The organism is Desulfogranum marinum, assembly GCF_016918565.1.
Lineage (GTDB): Bacteria > Desulfobacterota > Desulfobulbia > Desulfobulbales > Desulfobulbaceae > Desulfogranum > Desulfogranum marinum.
Genome location: NZ_JAFFQD010000008.1, coordinates 19,411 through 37,318 on the forward strand (window position 1 = coordinate 19,411; position 17,908 = coordinate 37,318).

Here is a 17,908-nt window from a genome sequence, read left to right on the forward strand (position 1 = left end):
ATGTGCCAGTACCCTTTACGGGTGGTGCACACCATAGGGTACCTTGAAAAGTTTCAACATGGAGGAATGTATGAAAAGAATTACTTGCGCCCTGTTTTGTTTTTTCCTGGCAACAGCTGCGTATGCGGAAACGGTAAAGATTGGCGCTGTCCAACCACTTTCCGGAAAAATTTCAGTGTATGGAGAAGGTTTTCAACGAGCCATCAATCTGGCTGTGGAGGAAGTGAATGCAGCAGGTGGAATTAAAGGGAAAAACCTGGAAGTTGTTTATGAAGACAACCTCTCAACAGCTCAAGGTACGGTGTCTGCTCTGCAGAAATTAATTTCCATTGAAAAGCTTCCCGTTATCATCGGACCGGCTGCCAGCTCAAACTTCCTGGCAGCATGCCCCATTGCCCAACGCGAAAAAACCATCTTTATCGGCTCCGAATCCGCCGCTTCCGACATCAGCCAATGCGGCTCGTATGTGTTTAGAGTTTTTCCCTCTGATATGCTCCAGGGAATCGGGGTAGCGGAGCTTGCAGAAGAGCTTGGCTATAAGGAAGTAGCACTCACCTATATCAACAACGACTGGGGCGTAGGGCTAGCCGAGGTTTTCAAACAGAAATTCAATGGCAAAATTATAGAAGAATTTGCCCACGACGAAGGCAAGGCTGATTACCGTTCCGAACTTATGCGGCTTAAGCGTAAAAAACCGGTCGCAGTTGTCAACCTTACCTATATCAAGGAAGGTGGCACCCTGCTCAAGCAGGCGTACGAGATGAAGTTTACCCCTAAGTGGCTGATGGGATCCGCAGCAAAATCACCCAAGCTGGTAGAGCTCGCAGGAAAAACAGCGGAAGGCATCATCGGTACCTACCCTACTTTTTCCAAGGAAGGCGACCGCTACGAACATTACAAAACCGCCTTTGCCGCCAAATATCCCGAGAAAAAACTCCCTATCTTCGGCGAATACAATTACGACATGGTCCACCTGCTGGCCAAAGCACTCAACAATGCCGAGGCTTTCAATGCAGACGCTATTCGCGCTGCACTCATGGAGTCCTCTAAAGGTTTTGTTGGCATAACCGGTGATAAAACCTTTGATGAAAATGGGGATGTGGGAGCAACCTATGGTCGCTGGACCGTAAAGGACGGCAAAATAGTAGAATATTGATCCATCACGCAAGACAGGCGAATATTAACTCCATATTCGCCTGTCCCCCTCCCGGCACCCCACAGTCCTTCCTCAAGAGGTAAAAACAACATACTGTGTATTACTTACAGTTACTTATAAACGGCATTGTCGCAGGAGGCGTTTATGCCCTTTTTGCGTTAGGCCTGACGATGATCTATTCCATCTTCAGATTCATCAATTTTGCCCATGGTGAATTAATTGCATGGGGCGCGTATGGAGTGTACTGCTGTTTGCCTCCACTCCCTTTCATCTGCCCCTATGGGGAGCTGTTGTCCCTGCTCTGTTGCTGGTTATTGTGCTTGCTCAACTTCAGAATAAGTTGGTCTTCGGCCCGCTCAAAAACTCTCAGCCGGTTACTCTGCTCATTGCCTCCATAGGTTTATCGTTTTTATTGCGGGGTGCGCTGCAGCTCTATTTCGGTTCAGACCTACGCTCCTACACAACCGTCTTTTACGAAAGCATTGAGCTTGGCGGCATATTTATAACCTATGTGCAGATAGCCATGGTGTTGCTGTCGCTCCTGTTTTTCTTACTCCTCTATCTGCTCCTTACCAAAACCCTGATCGGTAAATCCATGCGTGCCGTCTCTGACAGTATTGAACTTGCTGGCATTTATGGTATTTCCACCAAAAAGGTAAGTATCTTTGTCTGGACTATTTCTGCAGTCTTTGCCGCTTCCGGGGGTTTCCTTTTAGCCCTGGACACCAACCTGGATCCAATGATGGGACTTGCGTTCATGATTAAAGCCTTTGCAGCAGTCCTGCTTGGCGGGGTTGGTAATGTGTGGGGAGCACTTTTAGGCGGGCTTTGCATCGGTATCATAGAAAATATGGGCACCGCATTTATTTCTCCTGGATATAAAGACCTAAGTGCCTTTGTCCTCATCATCCTGGTTCTGCTCTTCCGGCCCCAGGGGATACTTGGGTCTGCAACAGGAGGAATGCGCTGATGGAATACGGGCTGCACATCCTGATCCTCTGTCTTATTTATATTCTCTTTTCATCTTCCCTTAACCTGGAACTCGGCTACGCAGGGCTCTACAATTTCGGCCATGTCGGCTTCTTTGCCATTGGTGCCTATAGCTCAGCCTTGGTCACGGTTGCCGGTTACCCTATTTGGGGAGGTCTGCTGTTAAGTATGGTGGTTGCCGCTGTGGTAGGCCTGTTGTTTGCCTGGCCTGTGCTGCGGCTCACCGGCGATTATTTTGGGATAGCTTCGTTGGCCTTTGCGGAAATGATCCGCCTGCTCCTGCTCAATGAACGTTGGCTGACCCGCGGCCCCATGGGTATTCCCGGCATTCCAAGAATAGAAATCCTGGGACTCTCTGCCAATATGGCGGCTCTTATCGTTATTTTTCTGCTCACCACCCTTTCCCTGCTCTGTTTCAAAATAATTCTTTCTTCTCCATTTGGCAGGACACTCAAACTTATCAGGGAAGATGAGTACGTGGCCCGTGCATTTGGCAAAAACGTGGTCTCCTTTAAAATCAGGACCATTGCTGTCGGCTCCGCTTTTGGCGGCCTTGCCGGAGGGCTTTGGGCCCATTACATCGGCTACATCAGTCCCAATGATTTCAGCCTGCAACTGACGGTGCTCGTTATTTTATGCGTTGTTCTCGGCGGCAGAGGGACTCTGTTCGGCCCGATACTTGGTTCCCTATTGGTGATTACCGTTGGGGAAGGACTGCGTTTTCTTCCTCTCCCCGCTTCCATGACAGCCGGTGTCGCCCATATCCAAAGCATGCTCTTTGGCTTGGTACTGGTACTGCTCATGCTCCGCAGACCCCAGGGAATAGTAGCTGAATCACATTTACTGCAGGAAACCTGATGCTGGAATTGCATTCTATATCTAAACAGTTTGGCGGCAACCAGGTGTTGCATAATGTAACCATTGACCTGGATGACAATACGCCGATAACCGGACTGATCGGCCCCAATGGCTCCGGCAAATCCACCCTTTTCAGCGTGGTGATGGGTTTTTATCAGCAAGACAAAGGAACGGTACACTTTAACGGCAAACAGCTTGATACACTGTCCCCGGACAAACGCTGTCACCAAGGGCTCTCCTGTACCTTTCAGGACAGTCGGATGCTTACCTTCATGACCGTGCTCGATAACCTGACAGCTATCCCCACCCCCCAAGCCGGTGAATCTCTGATAAAAACTTTTTTTTCTCCACGCCAGGTTCAGCGCGAAGAAAAGGCCATCAAGGAAAAAGCCTACGAAATCCTGGACCTGCTCCATCTTAGCCGACTTGCAAAAGAGCCTGCAGGCAGTCTCAGCTACGGGCAAAGAAAACTGCTGGAAATAGGGAGGGTTATGATGACCGATCCTAAACTGGTCCTGCTGGATGAACCCACCGCCGGGATTAACCCGACCCTTATCCAATCTCTGGTAGAAATATTACAGACATTAACACAAAAAGGGATGCGCTTTTTTTTGGTGGAACATAATATTCCGCTGGTGAATCAGCTGTGTGACCGGGTTCTGGTCCTGGATGCAGGCGAACTCATCTTTAATGGCACTGCTGAAGCGGCACGAAGAGACAGACAGGTCATACAGGCATATCTTGGGAGCGATGGCTATGTTGACGCTTGATTCCATTACTGCCGGATACGGCGAGCTTACCGTCCTCACGGACCTGAGCGTTACCCTGGAAAAAGGCGAAACCGTGTGCCTTATCGGCCCCAACGGTGCCGGTAAATCAACGGTTTTGCGAGTAGTTGCCGGTCAGCTGCGCCCTACCAAAGGCAAGGTCCTTTTTAACGGCCACGACGTTTCCGGAAAAAATTGTTTTGAAAAAATAAAAATGGGTATTCTTTTTGTGCCCCAAGGTCGCAATGTTTTTCCCAGCCTTTCCCTCAAGGAAAACCTGAACCTGAGCCGGATTTTTATCTCCGAGGACCTCTTTCAAAAGCGTATGGAAACGGTCCTTGCAACCTTTCCATGGATGAAAGACAAACTTGGTGATCCTGCTGGATCGCTCTCCGGTGGCTTGCGGCAGATGCTTGCCCTTTCAAGAATTCTGCTTCTATCTCCCCAGTTGGTATTGCTCGACGAACCGTCTCTTGGCCTCTCTCCTCTGATCGTGGATGAGATATTCGCTCTTATCTCCAGCCTCAATCAACAGGGTATTTCTTTTCTACTGGTGGAACAAAATGCCAGCAAAGGACTTTCCATTGCCCATCGAGGCTACGTATTGGAATCGGGAAAAAATCGCCTGACCGGAACTGGTCGGCACTTACTCAAAGACCCTGAGGTTCAAAGACTCTACCTTGGTGGGTAAATGGGCTGCCGCTTTACTTGCTTCAGCAATGCTGGAAGTGTTGCCGTGTATGACAGACGACACAATTACCCACTGATACATCAAGACAGGTACTGCCAACACAGTTAGACCATGTTTCCTTTGTAGACCTGCTGTCTGCCCCAAGTTTAACATCAGCCCCACTACATTGCATACACCATGTCATATCAGCAGCATGTTTAAACTTTTTGATATTTTTCCAAATAGTTACCAATCAAACTGACCTGAAAATAAGCTTAAAGGACAATATCTATCCAGTTTATTTCAAGTGATTATTTTCATTCAGGGTCTGGTGGTTTTAATTTTTAATTTTCCCTTTCCACCCCATCTCACAACCCATTAAAAAAAAATTGGCAACCATGGCTTATTGGTTGTTCATTTTGAACCACTTGCTTGATATGCACCACCAATTGTGGTGCATATGCACCACAATTTCTTTTTCTCATCGTCCCTTTAACGCTGTAGGTTCTCTGTGAGATTTGAACACGTTCCTTTGGCTACATCCACCACCAAAATGGCGCAATATTTGCTGTGATTTGAAGCAAAGATGCAGCACTTGATAATGCACTCCAGCATCTGCTGTTCGGCAGGCTTTTTCATATAATACCAGCAAGCCAACCGTTTGAAAGCTGAGTGAGAGTTGTTCAAAGATGGAGTTAAGCTAATCAATATCATTTTTCATCCTTCATCCGAGGAAGTTACAATATAAAAAAAACTCTGGAGGCGATGGCGGAGATGCTCAAGAAGGGCGCGAAAGTTATCAGCAAAAAAGGAGTAAATTACCTCCTGGGCAACGACGGCAAGCCCCAGGTATTTAAACCCTGGCTCGGTGATTCTTTTTCGTTTCTCTATGATTGTATTATGATGAAGTTCATATTTCCCAAAAAATTTGGCGGCAACATGGGTAAACACCTCGACATTCTGTGCAGGGAGCTGAAGGATGTCCATGGAAAACGGGTACTTGAATTGGCAACAGGAAGCGGTAGCGCCGTTAATTTTCTCCATGCCGACAACAGTTACACTGGCACGGATATCAGTCCGGGGCTGCTTACAAAGGCTGTCAATCGGTTCCGATCTGTTGGCTTTGATCAAGCTGAATTCTATGTAACTGATGCCGAATGCCTCCCCTTTGAAGATGCATCATTTGATGTATGTATCTGTATATTATCTTTAAATTTCTTTGATGACCTTTACAAGGTGCTCAAGGAAGTCAAAAGGGTCATAACCACCTGCTCTGTTTTTATCTGTGCTGTGCCTGTGCCTGAAAGAAATACGCTTGGGAGCACCATTAGAGGGAAGATACACTCAGAAGAAGAATTGATGAAAATATTTAGTGAGAATGGGTTCACATTTGAGCGTATTCCCTGCGAGAATGGATCGTTACTTTATTTTCGAGCACATAAAGTATAGGTGGCAACCTTTACGGAACCCTGCACAAAGTCTTCATATACATGGAGAGTGCGAAAGTATCAAAAAGGCGGTGAGGAAATGACGAAAAGCTAAGTCAAGGTAAAACTTACGCATAACGCCGCCATCGAATCTTAAAGACCATCTGCGGAAGGGCACGAGGTAACAAAGCTGAATGCAACATGGGCAAGACCTCTTTGCCGGCAATCATGCCGCAATGAGTATAGCTCACTTTTTAATTTAAAAGAGGAGATATATAATGGCAACTGAAGTCAAGAAATACCACACTTTGGTTTATGGTAGTCCTTCTGGTTATCAAACAAATCGAGCACAAATTGCGCTGTACGGTAAAGGTGGCAAAACCATAGCCTACATCAGATTTAATGATCCAGGTATGCATTTTGAAAATGATAGCGAAAGTGGGGGACAGATAAAAATGCACCTCCCGTCTACTATGTTCCAGAGTGTATTGGATGTGTTACGCAATGAAAAGCCTGTGTATATTTACTTTGCCCAGGGCCGTGGTTTTTTATCAACTTCCAAGGAACCGGTAGGTGAGGGTGAAGACTAGCCTTCGGCCATTGCTGCACCGGAAGTTAACAGCTCCCTGGTTTGGAATTTTGCTTTTTGCTTCCGGTGAGACACGCCCCATTCTTTGCTTGGCGGGAAACGTCGTTTGTCATTTGCTTGACTACGATAACTGACAGTCATAAAAACGTGGCTCTGGACAACAGTCGCTTAATTTCTTGCTGGAATAATATATACTCTTCGTCACCCACCTTCTCTGCCGTAGCCCCAGCTCATACCGACTCTACTTTCAAAAAAATCACTTCCGATAGCCTATTTACAATGGGCCTGAACAGAATATCGTATTACGCAATACAATATTGCTCAATATAATATTGACCAATATTGTTATACCTGGTATGATTTTGCACAATACAATATTAGTCAATATTATATTCTGCAAAATAGTACTCTATTCTATTCATAAATTATTCTTCCAATTTTAAAACTTCAAAAGACGAGTAACGTATCGTTATGCCTGAAATATCTGTCAAGAATCTCTATAAAATATTTGGTGATTCACCCGAGAGGGCTCTGAAACTCCTTGAAAAAGGGCAAAGCAAAGAAGACATCTATGAAACAACAGGAATGACCGTTGGCGTTCAGGATGCAAGCTTCGAGGTCGAAAAAGGGGAAATCTTTGTTGTGATGGGTTTATCCGGATCAGGCAAATCAACCCTGGTTCGGACTTTAAACAGATTAATCGAACCTACTGCCGGAGAAGTTATCATCGATGGCCAAGATATCCTGAAAATGGGAAAAACAGAACTTGTAAAGTTCAGAAGAAGCAAAACAAGTATGGTTTTCCAGTCATTTGCACTTATGCCTCACTTAAGTGTACTCCAAAATGTCGCGTTTGGGCTTGAGCTCGATGGGATCGAAAAAGCTGTACGCACCGAAAGAGCTATTGATGCCCTCAAACAGGTTGGGCTTGATGGCTGGGAAAATGCGCTCCCTTCCGAGTTGAGTGGTGGGATGCAGCAGCGCGTTGGTCTAGCCCGTGGGCTTGCTGTTGACCCAGACATTCTCCTCATGGACGAGGCTTTTTCTGCATTAGATCCACTCATCCGTACTGAAATGCAGGATGAATTACTCAAACTCCAGGACAGACAGGAAAGAACCATTGTTTTTATCTCGCATGATCTTGATGAGGCTCTTCGCATCGGTGATCGGATTGCAATCATGGAAGGAGGAAGAGTTGTTCAGGTCGGGTCCCCGGAAGAAATCCTGCAAAATCCAGCAGATGATTATGTTCGAGCCTTTTTTAGAGGAGTTGATCCCACAGGTGTTATTTCAGCAGGGGATATCGTGCGCCATAATCAGCCAACCGTTATATGGCATACTCCCCAGGGCAGCCCTCGGGCAACGCTTGAGCTGTTAAATAACCGGGATAGAGAATACGCGTATGTTCTCGACTCGGAACACCGCTTTTTCGGAGTTGTTTCCACAGATTCCCTTCGCACTCTCCTTGAATCACCTCCCCATGATGCGAAAAAGAAAATAGAGGATGCCTTTATTAAAGAAGCGCTGGTTGTAAAAGAGACCGAAGTTCTTCAAGATATTCTGCCTCAGGTGGCATCCCACAAATGGCCTATACCCGTGATTGACGAAAACTCTGTTTTTAAGGGCGTGGTATCGAAGAACAGGTTCCTGAAAACGCTTTATCGGTCAGATAATAACAGCAATATGTAACCCGAATTCTCAATGAGCATCGTGTTGTGTTGTCCAATTGCAATCATTTTATGCATGTTGTGTAAGGTGATATGAAATGACAATTTTACGCAATGTTCACTTATGGGCCATCAGTCCGGCGTTATATTTCTCAGTTTTAGCGGCAATGAAAAGAGACGACTCTCGGAGTCTACGCTTACCCGGAGTCTAAGCTTACCTATGCATATATCCGACGACATTGATTCTGACGCTGTCTGACCAAATGAGAATTCAAGACTAACCCCACTATTTATTAAATTTTCTGGAGATCATGATGTTTGATTTTGAAGAAAAGCTTATTCCGCTCGATGATTGGATTTCTTCTTTCATTGATTGGTTGGTTGAAGGCTATCGATGGTTTTTCCAAGGTATTAAATGGCCTGTGGAAGTAACTCTCTCATGGCTTGAAAATGGGCTTCTAGCTATTCCGCCACTCCTTATCATAGCTGTAATGGCCTTCATAGCCTGGAGAACGTCTGGAATCCGGCTGTCCATTTTTACGGTGGCAGCTCTCGTCTTCATTGGGCTGCTCGGCTTTTGGGAAGATACCATGATAACACTGGCAATGGTATTTTCCTCGGTTGTCTTTTGTACCATTGTAGGAATTCCCCTAGGGATATACTCGGGGAAAAATGACAAATTTGAATCTTTCATGCGTCCCATACTGGATGGAATGCAGACAACACCGGCATTTGTGTATCTTGTCCCCATTGTCATGCTTTTTTCCATAGGCAATGTTGCAGGTGTTCTAGCCACCATTGTTTTTGCCCTTCCCCCCATTGTTCGCCTGACGGCTCTCGGTATCCGACAGGTTCACCCGGAACTTGTTGAGGCAGCACTGGCTTTCGGTGCAACCAGCAACCAGGTACTCTTTAAGGTTCAAATTCCACTGGCATTGCCTACCATTATGGCCGGATTAAACCAAACCATAATGATGGCGCTTTCCATGGTGGTCATCGCAGCTTTAATTGGTGCCGGTGGTCTTGGCGCGCCGGTGGTCCTAGGGTTAAACACCCTTGATATAGGTCTGGCTACCATTGGTGGCCTTTCCATTGTACTTATTGCCATAGTTTTAGATCGAATAACCCAGTCTCTGGGATCAAAATCAAACTGAAAAAGGAGAAGAAAACATGCTCAAAAAATTATTGCTGGCTACTATAGTAGCATCAATGACGCTGGTAGGTTCAGCCTATGCTGAAAGCGCACAACCAGGCAAAGGGACAAAACTCCAACCCGCCAGAGCAACATGGAATACCGGCTTTTTTCAAGAAGCATTGGTGCGTAAGGGTCTGGAAGAACTGGGCTACAAAGTGAATAAACCCAAGGATTTGTCAAACCCTATATTTTACAAATCGGTTTCTCTTGGTGATGTTGATTACTGGACAAACGGTTGGTTTCCCAATCATGACGGCCAACTTCCAAAAGGTTTCTATGATAAGGCTGAAAAAGTCGGCTATGTCGTAAAAGCCGGTGGACTGCAGGGATACCTTGTTTCCAAAAAGCATGTGGACGAATTTGGGATAAAATCACTTGATGATTTTAAACGTGATGAGGTGAAAAAAGCATTCGATAAAAATAATGATGGAAAAGCTGATCTTACAGCATGCCCCCCTGGTTGGGGATGCGAACAGGTAATCGCCCATCATATGGAAGTCTATGACCTTAAAGATCATATCAATCCCGTTAAAGCTGCATATGAGGCAGGAATGGCTGCCACCCTTGCCGAATATAAGGACGGAGGACCAGCATTTTTCTACACATGGGCGCCGAACTGGACAATTTTCAAACTTCAACCGGGCAAAGACGTAATGTGGATCAATGTCCCCAAAACCATGCCTAAAGAATCTCAGATGGCAGGTAAAGACCGGATGGAGATGAGTGGTATTGAAGGAGCTGTTTCTGATCCTGTCAAGCTCGGTTTTGTTGTTTCAGATATACAAATTGTTGCCAATAAAAAGTTTTTGGCCAAGAACCCTGCGGCCAAGAAATTTTTTGAACTTTTCACTTTACCGCTCAGCGATATTAACGAACAAAATACGCTGATGAACGAAGGCGAAAAAAGCCAGAAAGATATTAACCGTCATGCGGATGAATGGATTGCTAAAAATCAGGAAAAATGGAATGGCTGGCTTGATGCGGCAAGAGCTGCCGCAAAATAAATAAACACTAGGCAAGTAGTATAAGAATCCCAGGAGCCTGTTGAATAATATTTTTATCCTCAAAGCAAAGCATCTACAGCTATCCAAGTGCAGCCTAAAACTGATATCACAGTTGACGCTTATCGGCGAGCATTGGATTTCGACCAACAACGATGAGGAAAAAGGTTATTCCCGACAGGCTCCGAGGGGTGTTTTTTCAATACCCTTGATTCTTTTTTAGATGTCGTCGCCCTAATAAAAAGGTATAAAGCTTAGATTGCAGTTTTGGGTAACAGGCATAATGTATTTAACCTGAATAGGGTCAATGGACAAACGTATAGAACAAGAAAAAACTATAACTCAGCAACTCAGAAAAATCTTCAAAGCCATTCAAGCTCACTCTAAAAGTATTGAAAAATCATGTGGATTAAGCAGTGTGAGACTTTGGATGCTGTTTGAAATCAGCTCGACAGAAGGTATAAAGGTTTCAGAACTTGCCTCAATACTATCTATCCATCGATCTACTTGTTCCAACATGCTGGATAAACTGGAAGACAATAACCTCATTTACCGCAAACGGAGCAAAACCGATCAACGTATAGTTCACCTCTACATCACTGAAGAAGGTAAATCCATACTTGCCAAGGCTCCTTCCCATCCCGAAGGAAAATTGAGCGCCAGTTTAAATAAATTATCCCAACAGCAACTCACCGAACTTGAACAGAGTTTTAGTGTCTTGTTAGAAGCTATGCACTATGATGACGAGCAAGCCGGTCTCATGCCAATTCAGCCGACCTGATTACTTTCTTCTCTAATAATCGTTTTTTACCTGCCGGCTAGTTGGCTATCTTAAAAACTTCGCTCTTTCTTCAAGCGTAGGCAAACCCCATCTCCGGGGTTATGTATATCCGCCCGCCTACATAGTATAAAAAAAGTCATTCTGGTGATTATATGATTATCGATAGAGAGAACGTCGCTGTCCGCACCATCCTTTCATGTACAAATTTTGATGATCTCAACGTGCTGGAAATCGGATGCGGTGACGGCAGAATCACCATTGGATTGCATAAAAAATGCAAAAAGCTCGTCGCCATCGATCCCTGTAAAGAATCAATCACCACCGCCCGAAAAAAGTTTCCGGAAATAGACTTTCGACAGGGAACCGGCGAAGCGCTTGATTGTGGAAACGAAAAATTTGATATTGTCTTATTCAGTCTCTCTCTTCACCACCAAAATAGTTGTAAAGCATTACTGGAGACGGAAAGAGTGCTAGCGCACGATGGTTACGTTTTGACATTGGAGCCATCGATAGACAGCCATATTTCAGTTATATGCAATATATTCAGGGACGAATCAAATGAGCTGATGGAAGCCATGGAGGCCATCCATACCAGTAACTTTGATCTGCTATCGATCCAGCAAATCGATACGGAGTGGATTTTTGAGGATGTACAGGAATTATACGCTTGGTTACACGATTTTTTCCCGCAGAAACATCATCCTTCCACGATAAAACAAGTTGACGCACTTCTCGGTGAAAAGACGTCGGCGAAACCGCTCATCATCTCTGATACTCTTCTCCTGTCTGAACTCTCCCCCCGCCTGTAGCAGCATCTCTCGCATACCTTGATCTTGAACTACAGCGTATATACGTCAAGCTTCCCTTCGATATATATTACCAAATGATTGAATAGCACTGTGGCTACACGACTGCAAAAAAGAGTTTTTTGCTATTTCATGTAATTTCAGCTATATAAAATAAAGATTGGATGTAATTACTCACAGGCACCCCACGGAGTCTCCCGTTGGTCGCTTACCTGCGAAAAATAGCGCCTGTCCAAATAAGTAAACGAAAACTCCATAAGGTTCCTCTAAGCAGTTACAGGTTTTAGGTGTAATAAATCAAGGAGTTGTCAACCGTTGAGTAGTTACGTTTGCTGAACAATTACAAAAAAATATCAATGTGAAATTTTTTCAAAAATCAACAGAAGAATGTCGAGAACATGGCTATCATAATTAAATCAAAAAAACAAATAGATGGAATAAAAATTAGTTCTAAACTGGCAGCCGCCACTCTGGATTATATTTCGAAATATGTTGAGGCAGGCGTATCCACTGAATTTCTTGATGACCTCATCCATGATTTCATATCTGAAAATGGCGGTATACCTGCACCATTGGGTTACCGCGGCTTTCCTAAATCATCCTGTATTTCACTCAATAATGTCATTTGCCACGGCATCCCTTCTAAAGAAACCATTTTAAAAGATGGGGACATTCTCAATATAGATGTGACTACTATAGTGGACGGATATTATGGAGATACCAGCCGTATGTTCACCATAGGTGAGGTGTCTGCACAAGCGAAAAAACTTATCCAGGTGACCAAAGAGTGCCTTGATTTAGGTATTGAACAAGTACAGCCTAAAAAACGATTTGGGAACATAGGCTTTGTTATCGGCAAACATGCTAAAGCCAATGGGTTCAGCGTGGTGTATCAATTTTGTGGCCATGGCGTTGGCTTACAATTTCATGAAGATCCCCAGGTCAACCATATTTCACCTAAAAAAAGTGGGGCGAGAATGAAACCTGGTATGATTTTTACCATTGAGCCCATGATTAATGTTGGCAAAGCAGAAGCCACCATTGACAAAAAAGACGGGTGGACCGCAAGGACAGTTGACAATCAGCTGTCAGCTCAATTTGAGCATACCGTTTTAGTGACCAATTCCGGCGTTGAAGTCTTAACAGAATCTGGTGAGAATTAATGCGCTTTGATCGATAGACGTTGCTTCACAGCTTTCGGAGTTTGCCGCTTACCTCCCTACATTGTTTGCGTGAGGAACAAACGCAAACTCCGATATCAACGATATACCTGTAGCAACCCCTATTCCCCTCGCCTCAACTTCGATTTATATCTTGTTCAGCATTGCTTCAGATGCGTACAAGCAAGCTGGATAACGATAGTAATGCTCTGTTTTCTTGCCTGATCGTGCGCAGTGGTTAGCGCGAATGCCGTGCGGTAGTTCCGTATAGTTACTCACTTGAAAAGAATAATTTTTGCAGCCTCTTCTCTCAGCGCACTAATGTCCATCGGCTTGGCAAGATATTGGATATTCCTTTTATCGAAAAAGGATTGCCTCTCAGAAGAGAGATACCCTGTCATGAAGAGAAATCTATTGCTGGACGACGGATATTTTTCTACCGCTTCATGGTAGAAACGTAGCCCATCCATTTTAGGCATGTCGATATCTGAGACTATTAATTTATAAAATTTTTTCTCCATCATGTTGAGCGCTTCTTGCCCATCATGAGCAATATCAACGTTCCCTGATCGGTTAAGCAGTGATTTAATAAGTCCGGTAATCATCTTTTCATCGTCGACTATTAAGATATTTTCAGTCCATACTGGGGGTAATTCTTTTATTTTCTGCAGTGCTTGCGTTCGTCCTTGCACTGTCTCTAAATAGTGTTCAATTTCCTTGATATGGGTTTGTATTCTTGCGGCTGGATATTTGAACTCACATGTTCTATCTTTTAAAAAATTGACGACGTAAAGAAATATATCATTCCATTCTGAAAGCTCAACCTCGACTATTTTCTCGATGAGTTCTGCTTTGGAAAGAGTTCCTTCCGTACTGCCTGAACTGATTTCTAAAAAATATTTTGTGATTTTTTGATTTGTTTTATCATCAACGGAAATAACAGGTATAACGTCAGGCTCTGCAGAAAGATATTCAGCCGCACTCCCCATAACGTGATAGTGCCAAGCTTCCTCTTCGGCTGTGCGCTCTAAAAAGCTTTTAAAATTTTCGTCATTTGCATGAAACAATGCAGCTTGCGAATATACGTTGTTTGCTAAATGTTCAATTTCACGGAGCCATTTAATAATTTCTTTCATTATATCTCAAAAGAATAAAGAAGATTTTGCAGATTATGATTAATTGCTCTTTCGCATTAATTCTTTCATCCAATCTCTCACAGCCTGCGCTTACCTCGTTATGTGAAAAGATACCCTCAGAGCAATGCGAAGACTCCGATAGTGGGTATAGGCTTATTGTCTTTTTTCCGACATGCCTCAACCTTGGGCGAAAACCCTATTATTCAATCTCCCTTTCTGTTTTTACATTTCTTGACAGGACGTATTTTCCAATACCTTATACAAAGATTTCAATGACCCAATCTACGAAACGTTTGACATACGATCCGAAACCAGGAGAGAACTATTTTGCACAACTCCAATCCTGCCGGTTACACCATTGAAGGAACAGGCAGCCTGCTCGAGTGTCTGTTTCTCGACGTGTAATTTTGCACAAATATCACCAGGCAAACTGGTCACTAAAGCTATGTTGATTCGGTTTGTTTTTTCCATCATGGATAGAGCGGTACCACCGTTGCCGGTATAATTATCTGCTAATGCCTTAAACGCATTATCCCATCCGCCCATCTCAAAATACGGCAAAAAGGTTGTTGACCCAATCCCGTCTCGACACTCTGCAAACATGACCAGTTTTCCTCCATCTCGGACCAGATTGGCAGCATTATGGAGAGATTTATGTGTCTGAATCATGTTAATATCCTTCGGAAAACCGCCTGCTGAGGCAAAAAGCAGATCAAATGGCTTTTCAACTTCAATCTTATAACAATCGTCCAGCATCCTGCAGACATCAAGGAAATCGTCGTAGTTTTTCCCGAAATGGTAGCTAGCCGGTTTACCCTTGCTGTCTAAAACAGCATGGATGGATCGGTAGTTGGGAAGCATCTCGTGAATTTCTTGAAGATCCTCTGCCAAAGGATTACCATCAAGGTTTCCAGGCCAGCATCCTTGAGCGAGTCGTGCGTTTTCTTTATCCAGAAAAAGTCCATGGTTCGTATAAATAGCCTTTTTTTCCCCCAATCCTGGAAAAAGCAACTTCCTCCCGCCTCCATACCCTGCAAAATAGTGATGTGAGACAGCCCCGAGAGTAAGAATAAATCCGGACTCAACAACATCCCGCCGTACCTTTACTTGTGTCCCCTGGCGCGTTGCTCCCAACATAACAAATGCATCCTGTTGGGTGCAGTCATGATGAATGAACCGGTACTTTTGATACACTTCTCCGTATGCCGCAAGGCACTCGTCTTCTGACTGTGGTAAATGGGTCCCATAGGCGATATAAAAAGTAACCTGATCATCATTTATGGATCTTTTTTTCAAGGTTTCCATAACCCAGGGGAGAACCTGCGGATAACCGCACAACCTGTTTTTATCCGCCACGATGATTGCTATGGGCCCCTTGGAAGCCTGGTTGCCGATGAGCTGATCCAGACCACTGACAAATTTTTCTTTGCCTACTGATGCCGGCGGCTCGGTTCCATAAAGCAGTTGCGCCCGACCAGGAAGCTTTATGGCTACCTCCTTATTGCCATACTTAAAGACAACTGTTTTCACTGCGCTCCTCTTACAGACTGAATTTTTCAGCAGCCTTGGTTAACAAATAGTCGCCGATCGGAAGGGCCGATGTAGCAGCCGGTGAAGGGGCATTGCAGACATGCAGCGATCTGCCTGTCTCTGCAAAAAGAAAATCATGCACCAAGCTGCCATCTTCCATGACCGCCTGTGCTCGGATACCTGCAGGATAGGGCAATAAATCTTTCGCCCTTATCCGGGGGCAGTATTTTTGCACCCGTTTGAGGTAACCCGGTTTATACAACGAGTCGATCGTCTCCTCAATTCCGGCATGCAAATTATGGCCTAGCACTTTCCAGAACCCCTTATATTGTACCATCTGTGCTATATCCTTAATGCTCGCATTGAAACGACCATATCCTTCCCTTTTCCAACCCAATACTGCATTGGGACCTACAATCAGCGAGCCATTAACCATTGGTGTAAGATGGACCCCAAGAAAAGGAAGATCTGGATCGGGGATAGGATAGATAAGGTGTTTTACTAGAGATCTTAGACGAGATGGTAGCTGGTAGTATTCTCCCCTGAACGGAACAATCTGAAACGTAAGAGCAATGCCCATCATTCTCGCCAGTCGATCAGCCATCAGGCCACCACAAACAACCACATTTACAGCATGGATACGATTGCCTGCTGTTTGCACCCGAACCTCCTGTTCCACCTCCTGGATTTTAACCACTTCGGCACCGAAAAGTGTTTTACCGCCGAGATCTCTAAATAACCTGTTCATCTGCCTGGTGATTTCGGGATAATCGGTAATCGCGGTCGCTTTAACTAACAGAGCCCCTTTGCCTGTAATATTTGGCTCACGCCGTCTGAGTTCTGGTGCAGATATGGTTTGGACAGTGATGCCATTCTCATAGCATCTTTTACGTAGCGCCTCCATCCTTGCCATTTCCAGATCAGAGGTCGCCACCAGGAGCTTGCCGCATTGCACATAGGGCAAATTGTGCTGTAAACAGAACGTTTTTGTCAGTTCAACACCCTTTTTGCACAATTCAGCTTTAAGGCTGCCAGGCTTATAATAAACGCCTGCATGTACAACTCCTGAATTATGACCGGTCTGATGACCGGCACAATGTTGCTCTTTGTCGAGCAGCAAGATGTTGAGCTTTGGACACTTTTTTTTTAGTTGAAGCGCAGTGGAGGCACCGACAATGCCATTGCCAATAACCAGCAAATCGGCTGATATATGTTCCATAGGGCTTCACTCGTTGGCTGGGATTACTTTCTGCTACGAAAAATAGTGTCTGTTATTTATCCTGAAACTTAAACAATAACCAATAGAACGAGATGCACAAGACGAGTCGAATCCTTTCCGTGAAGATGACGGCAAAGAGGAGAAACTGCGGGAATACTAAAAGACGAATCGATCTATAAATTAACGCCGCCCTTCAATGCTCAGATAATTAAGAGTGGTATGAACCGTAAAAAGGGGAAACAACAGCGCCATAAAAAAGATATTGATCAATGGAATGATACTGACAACCGCAGGAAGCAAGCCAAGGCGAAAAGCCTGATTCCGGTGCTTTTTGATCCAACCTATTTTCTGCCCCAGTTTCCAGCGATAGCGCGACGATGGGAAATCAATAAACATCAGGGCGGAATAAAAAACATACAAAAGGAAGGCACTTGCCTGGCCTATGACAGGAAGAAAATTTAGCAACAGAGCAACAATGGTTACCACAATACCGACCATTGCAATCTTTACGCCCTCAATCAGATCAATGCACATCCCGATAAGTGTCATGGATGCCTCTCCTTCCCTGGCCTGACCGGTAAAACGATTTCCGGCAAGAAAACTCAAAAAAACATAGCCAGGCGTGGTCAGGCAGTAGGCCAACAGAAAGGCTAAATAAAAGGCTATCACACGGGAAACGATTAAAAAAAGCCATCGCAATGCGCTCCACCCCCACACCAGCGGCCAACTCCAGAAATGATCGGGCTCAGGCGGGTGAGCAAAAAAATCACCGGTCAGCGAATCAATGAAGGCGAGACTTTCGTAAGTGCCCAGCCAGGTGAGCAACCCTGTAGCCACTACCAGCATCATGCTGACACTCAGTACCTTGGGATAGCGGAAAATAAAACGGAGAGAATAGCCAAGGGATACCCATGGCGTGGCGTATGAGCGGGATTGAGATGTACGGCCCTGCATAA

At 44.8% G+C, this 17,908-nt stretch carries 16 protein-coding genes and 2 pseudogenes; 13 read left to right on the forward strand and 5 right to left on the reverse strand.

Features of this window, described 5'->3' with window-relative positions; all coding sequences use genetic code 11:
* The first annotated feature begins 70 nt into the window (after positions 1-70).
* The 7 genes and pseudogenes from JWH17_RS06505 to JWH17_RS06540 all read left to right on the forward strand — a co-directional run bounded on the left by JWH17_RS06505 (position 71) and on the right by JWH17_RS06540 (position 6,458).
* Entirely contained in the window at positions 71-1,156 is a 1,086-nt protein-coding gene (locus tag JWH17_RS06505; protein WP_205221781.1) for an ABC transporter substrate-binding protein, read from the forward strand.
* A gap of 170 nt (positions 1,157-1,326) precedes the next feature.
* Positions 1,327-2,126 (forward strand): annotated as a pseudogene (locus JWH17_RS06515) (branched-chain amino acid ABC transporter permease).
* Positions 2,126-3,004: a branched-chain amino acid ABC transporter permease gene (locus JWH17_RS06520; RefSeq protein ID WP_205221784.1), complete on the forward strand. Its 879-nt coding sequence runs from the start codon at positions 2,126-2,128 to the stop codon at positions 3,002-3,004. Before JWH17_RS06515 ends, JWH17_RS06520 begins: the two are co-directional and overlap by 1 nt.
* On the forward strand, positions 3,004-3,774 hold the full coding sequence (locus JWH17_RS06525) for an ABC transporter ATP-binding protein (protein WP_205221785.1): 771 nt from the start codon (positions 3,004-3,006) through the stop codon (positions 3,772-3,774). The genes JWH17_RS06520 and JWH17_RS06525 overlap by 1 nt, the downstream gene beginning before the upstream one ends.
* Positions 3,761-4,462 (forward strand): ABC transporter ATP-binding protein, encoded by a 702-nt coding sequence (locus tag JWH17_RS06530; RefSeq protein ID WP_205221786.1) that lies wholly within the window; start codon positions 3,761-3,763, stop codon positions 4,460-4,462. Before JWH17_RS06525 ends, JWH17_RS06530 begins: the two co-directional genes overlap by 14 nt.
* A 744-nt stretch (positions 4,463-5,206) precedes the next feature.
* Complete coding sequence (locus JWH17_RS06535; RefSeq protein WP_205221787.1) at positions 5,207-5,890, forward strand: class I SAM-dependent methyltransferase; 684 nt, start codon at positions 5,207-5,209, stop codon at positions 5,888-5,890.
* 256 nt (positions 5,891-6,146) lie between these two features.
* On the forward strand, positions 6,147-6,458 hold the full coding sequence (locus JWH17_RS06540; protein WP_205221788.1) for a hypothetical protein: 312 nt from the start codon (positions 6,147-6,149) through the stop codon (positions 6,456-6,458).
* On the opposite strand, the gene JWH17_RS06545 is transcribed toward JWH17_RS06540, so the two are convergent.
* On the reverse strand, positions 6,455-6,598 hold the full coding sequence (locus JWH17_RS06545) for a hypothetical protein (RefSeq protein ID WP_205221789.1): 144 nt from the start codon (positions 6,596-6,598) through the stop codon (positions 6,455-6,457). The genes JWH17_RS06540 and JWH17_RS06545 overlap by 4 nt on opposite strands.
* A 330-nt stretch (positions 6,599-6,928) precedes the next feature.
* Between JWH17_RS06545 and proV the strand changes: the two genes are divergently transcribed.
* The 6 genes and pseudogenes from proV to map all read left to right on the forward strand — a co-directional run.
* Positions 6,929-8,146, forward strand: coding sequence for a glycine betaine/L-proline ABC transporter ATP-binding protein ProV (gene proV, locus JWH17_RS06550; RefSeq protein WP_205221790.1), 1,218 nt, complete (start codon positions 6,929-6,931; stop codon positions 8,144-8,146).
* A gap of 292 nt (positions 8,147-8,438) precedes the next feature.
* Positions 8,439-9,278: an ABC transporter permease gene (locus JWH17_RS06555; RefSeq protein WP_205221864.1), complete on the forward strand. Its 840-nt coding sequence runs from the start codon at positions 8,439-8,441 to the stop codon at positions 9,276-9,278.
* 16 nt (positions 9,279-9,294) lie between these two features.
* Positions 9,295-10,323 (forward strand): glycine betaine/L-proline ABC transporter substrate-binding protein ProX, encoded by a 1,029-nt coding sequence (proX, locus tag JWH17_RS06560; RefSeq protein ID WP_205221791.1) that lies wholly within the window; start codon positions 9,295-9,297, stop codon positions 10,321-10,323.
* A 304-nt stretch (positions 10,324-10,627) separates the two neighbouring features.
* Positions 10,628-11,101, forward strand: a complete 474-nt coding sequence (locus JWH17_RS06565; protein WP_205221792.1) for a MarR family winged helix-turn-helix transcriptional regulator — start codon at positions 10,628-10,630, stop codon at positions 11,099-11,101.
* A 152-nt stretch (positions 11,102-11,253) separates the two neighbouring features.
* On the forward strand, positions 11,254-11,910 hold the full coding sequence (locus JWH17_RS06570; protein WP_205221793.1) for a class I SAM-dependent methyltransferase: 657 nt from the start codon (positions 11,254-11,256) through the stop codon (positions 11,908-11,910).
* A 386-nt stretch (positions 11,911-12,296) separates the two neighbouring features.
* Positions 12,297-13,070: pseudogene (gene map, locus JWH17_RS06575) on the forward strand (type I methionyl aminopeptidase); the annotation flags it as partial.
* A 272-nt stretch (positions 13,071-13,342) separates the two neighbouring features.
* On the opposite strand, the gene JWH17_RS06580 reads toward map, so the two are convergent.
* The 4 genes from JWH17_RS06580 to JWH17_RS06595 all read right to left on the reverse strand — a co-directional run bounded on the left by JWH17_RS06580 (position 13,343) and on the right by JWH17_RS06595 (position 17,906).
* A complete protein-coding gene (locus JWH17_RS06580; protein ID WP_205221795.1) occupies positions 13,343-14,203 on the reverse strand; it encodes a response regulator in 861 nt (286 codons plus the stop codon).
* Positions 14,204-14,485: 282 nt separating this feature from the next.
* A complete protein-coding gene (locus JWH17_RS06585) occupies positions 14,486-15,733 on the reverse strand; it encodes a lactate racemase domain-containing protein (RefSeq protein ID WP_205221796.1) in 1,248 nt (415 codons plus the stop codon).
* Positions 15,734-15,743: 10 nt separating this feature from the next.
* A complete protein-coding gene (lhgD, locus tag JWH17_RS06590) occupies positions 15,744-16,952 on the reverse strand; it encodes an L-2-hydroxyglutarate dehydrogenase (protein WP_205221797.1) in 1,209 nt (402 codons plus the stop codon).
* Between the two features lie 180 nt (positions 16,953-17,132).
* On the reverse strand, positions 17,133-17,906 hold the full coding sequence (locus JWH17_RS06595; protein WP_205221798.1) for an EI24 domain-containing protein: 774 nt from the start codon (positions 17,904-17,906) through the stop codon (positions 17,133-17,135).
* Positions 17,907-17,908: the final 2 nt, after the last annotated feature.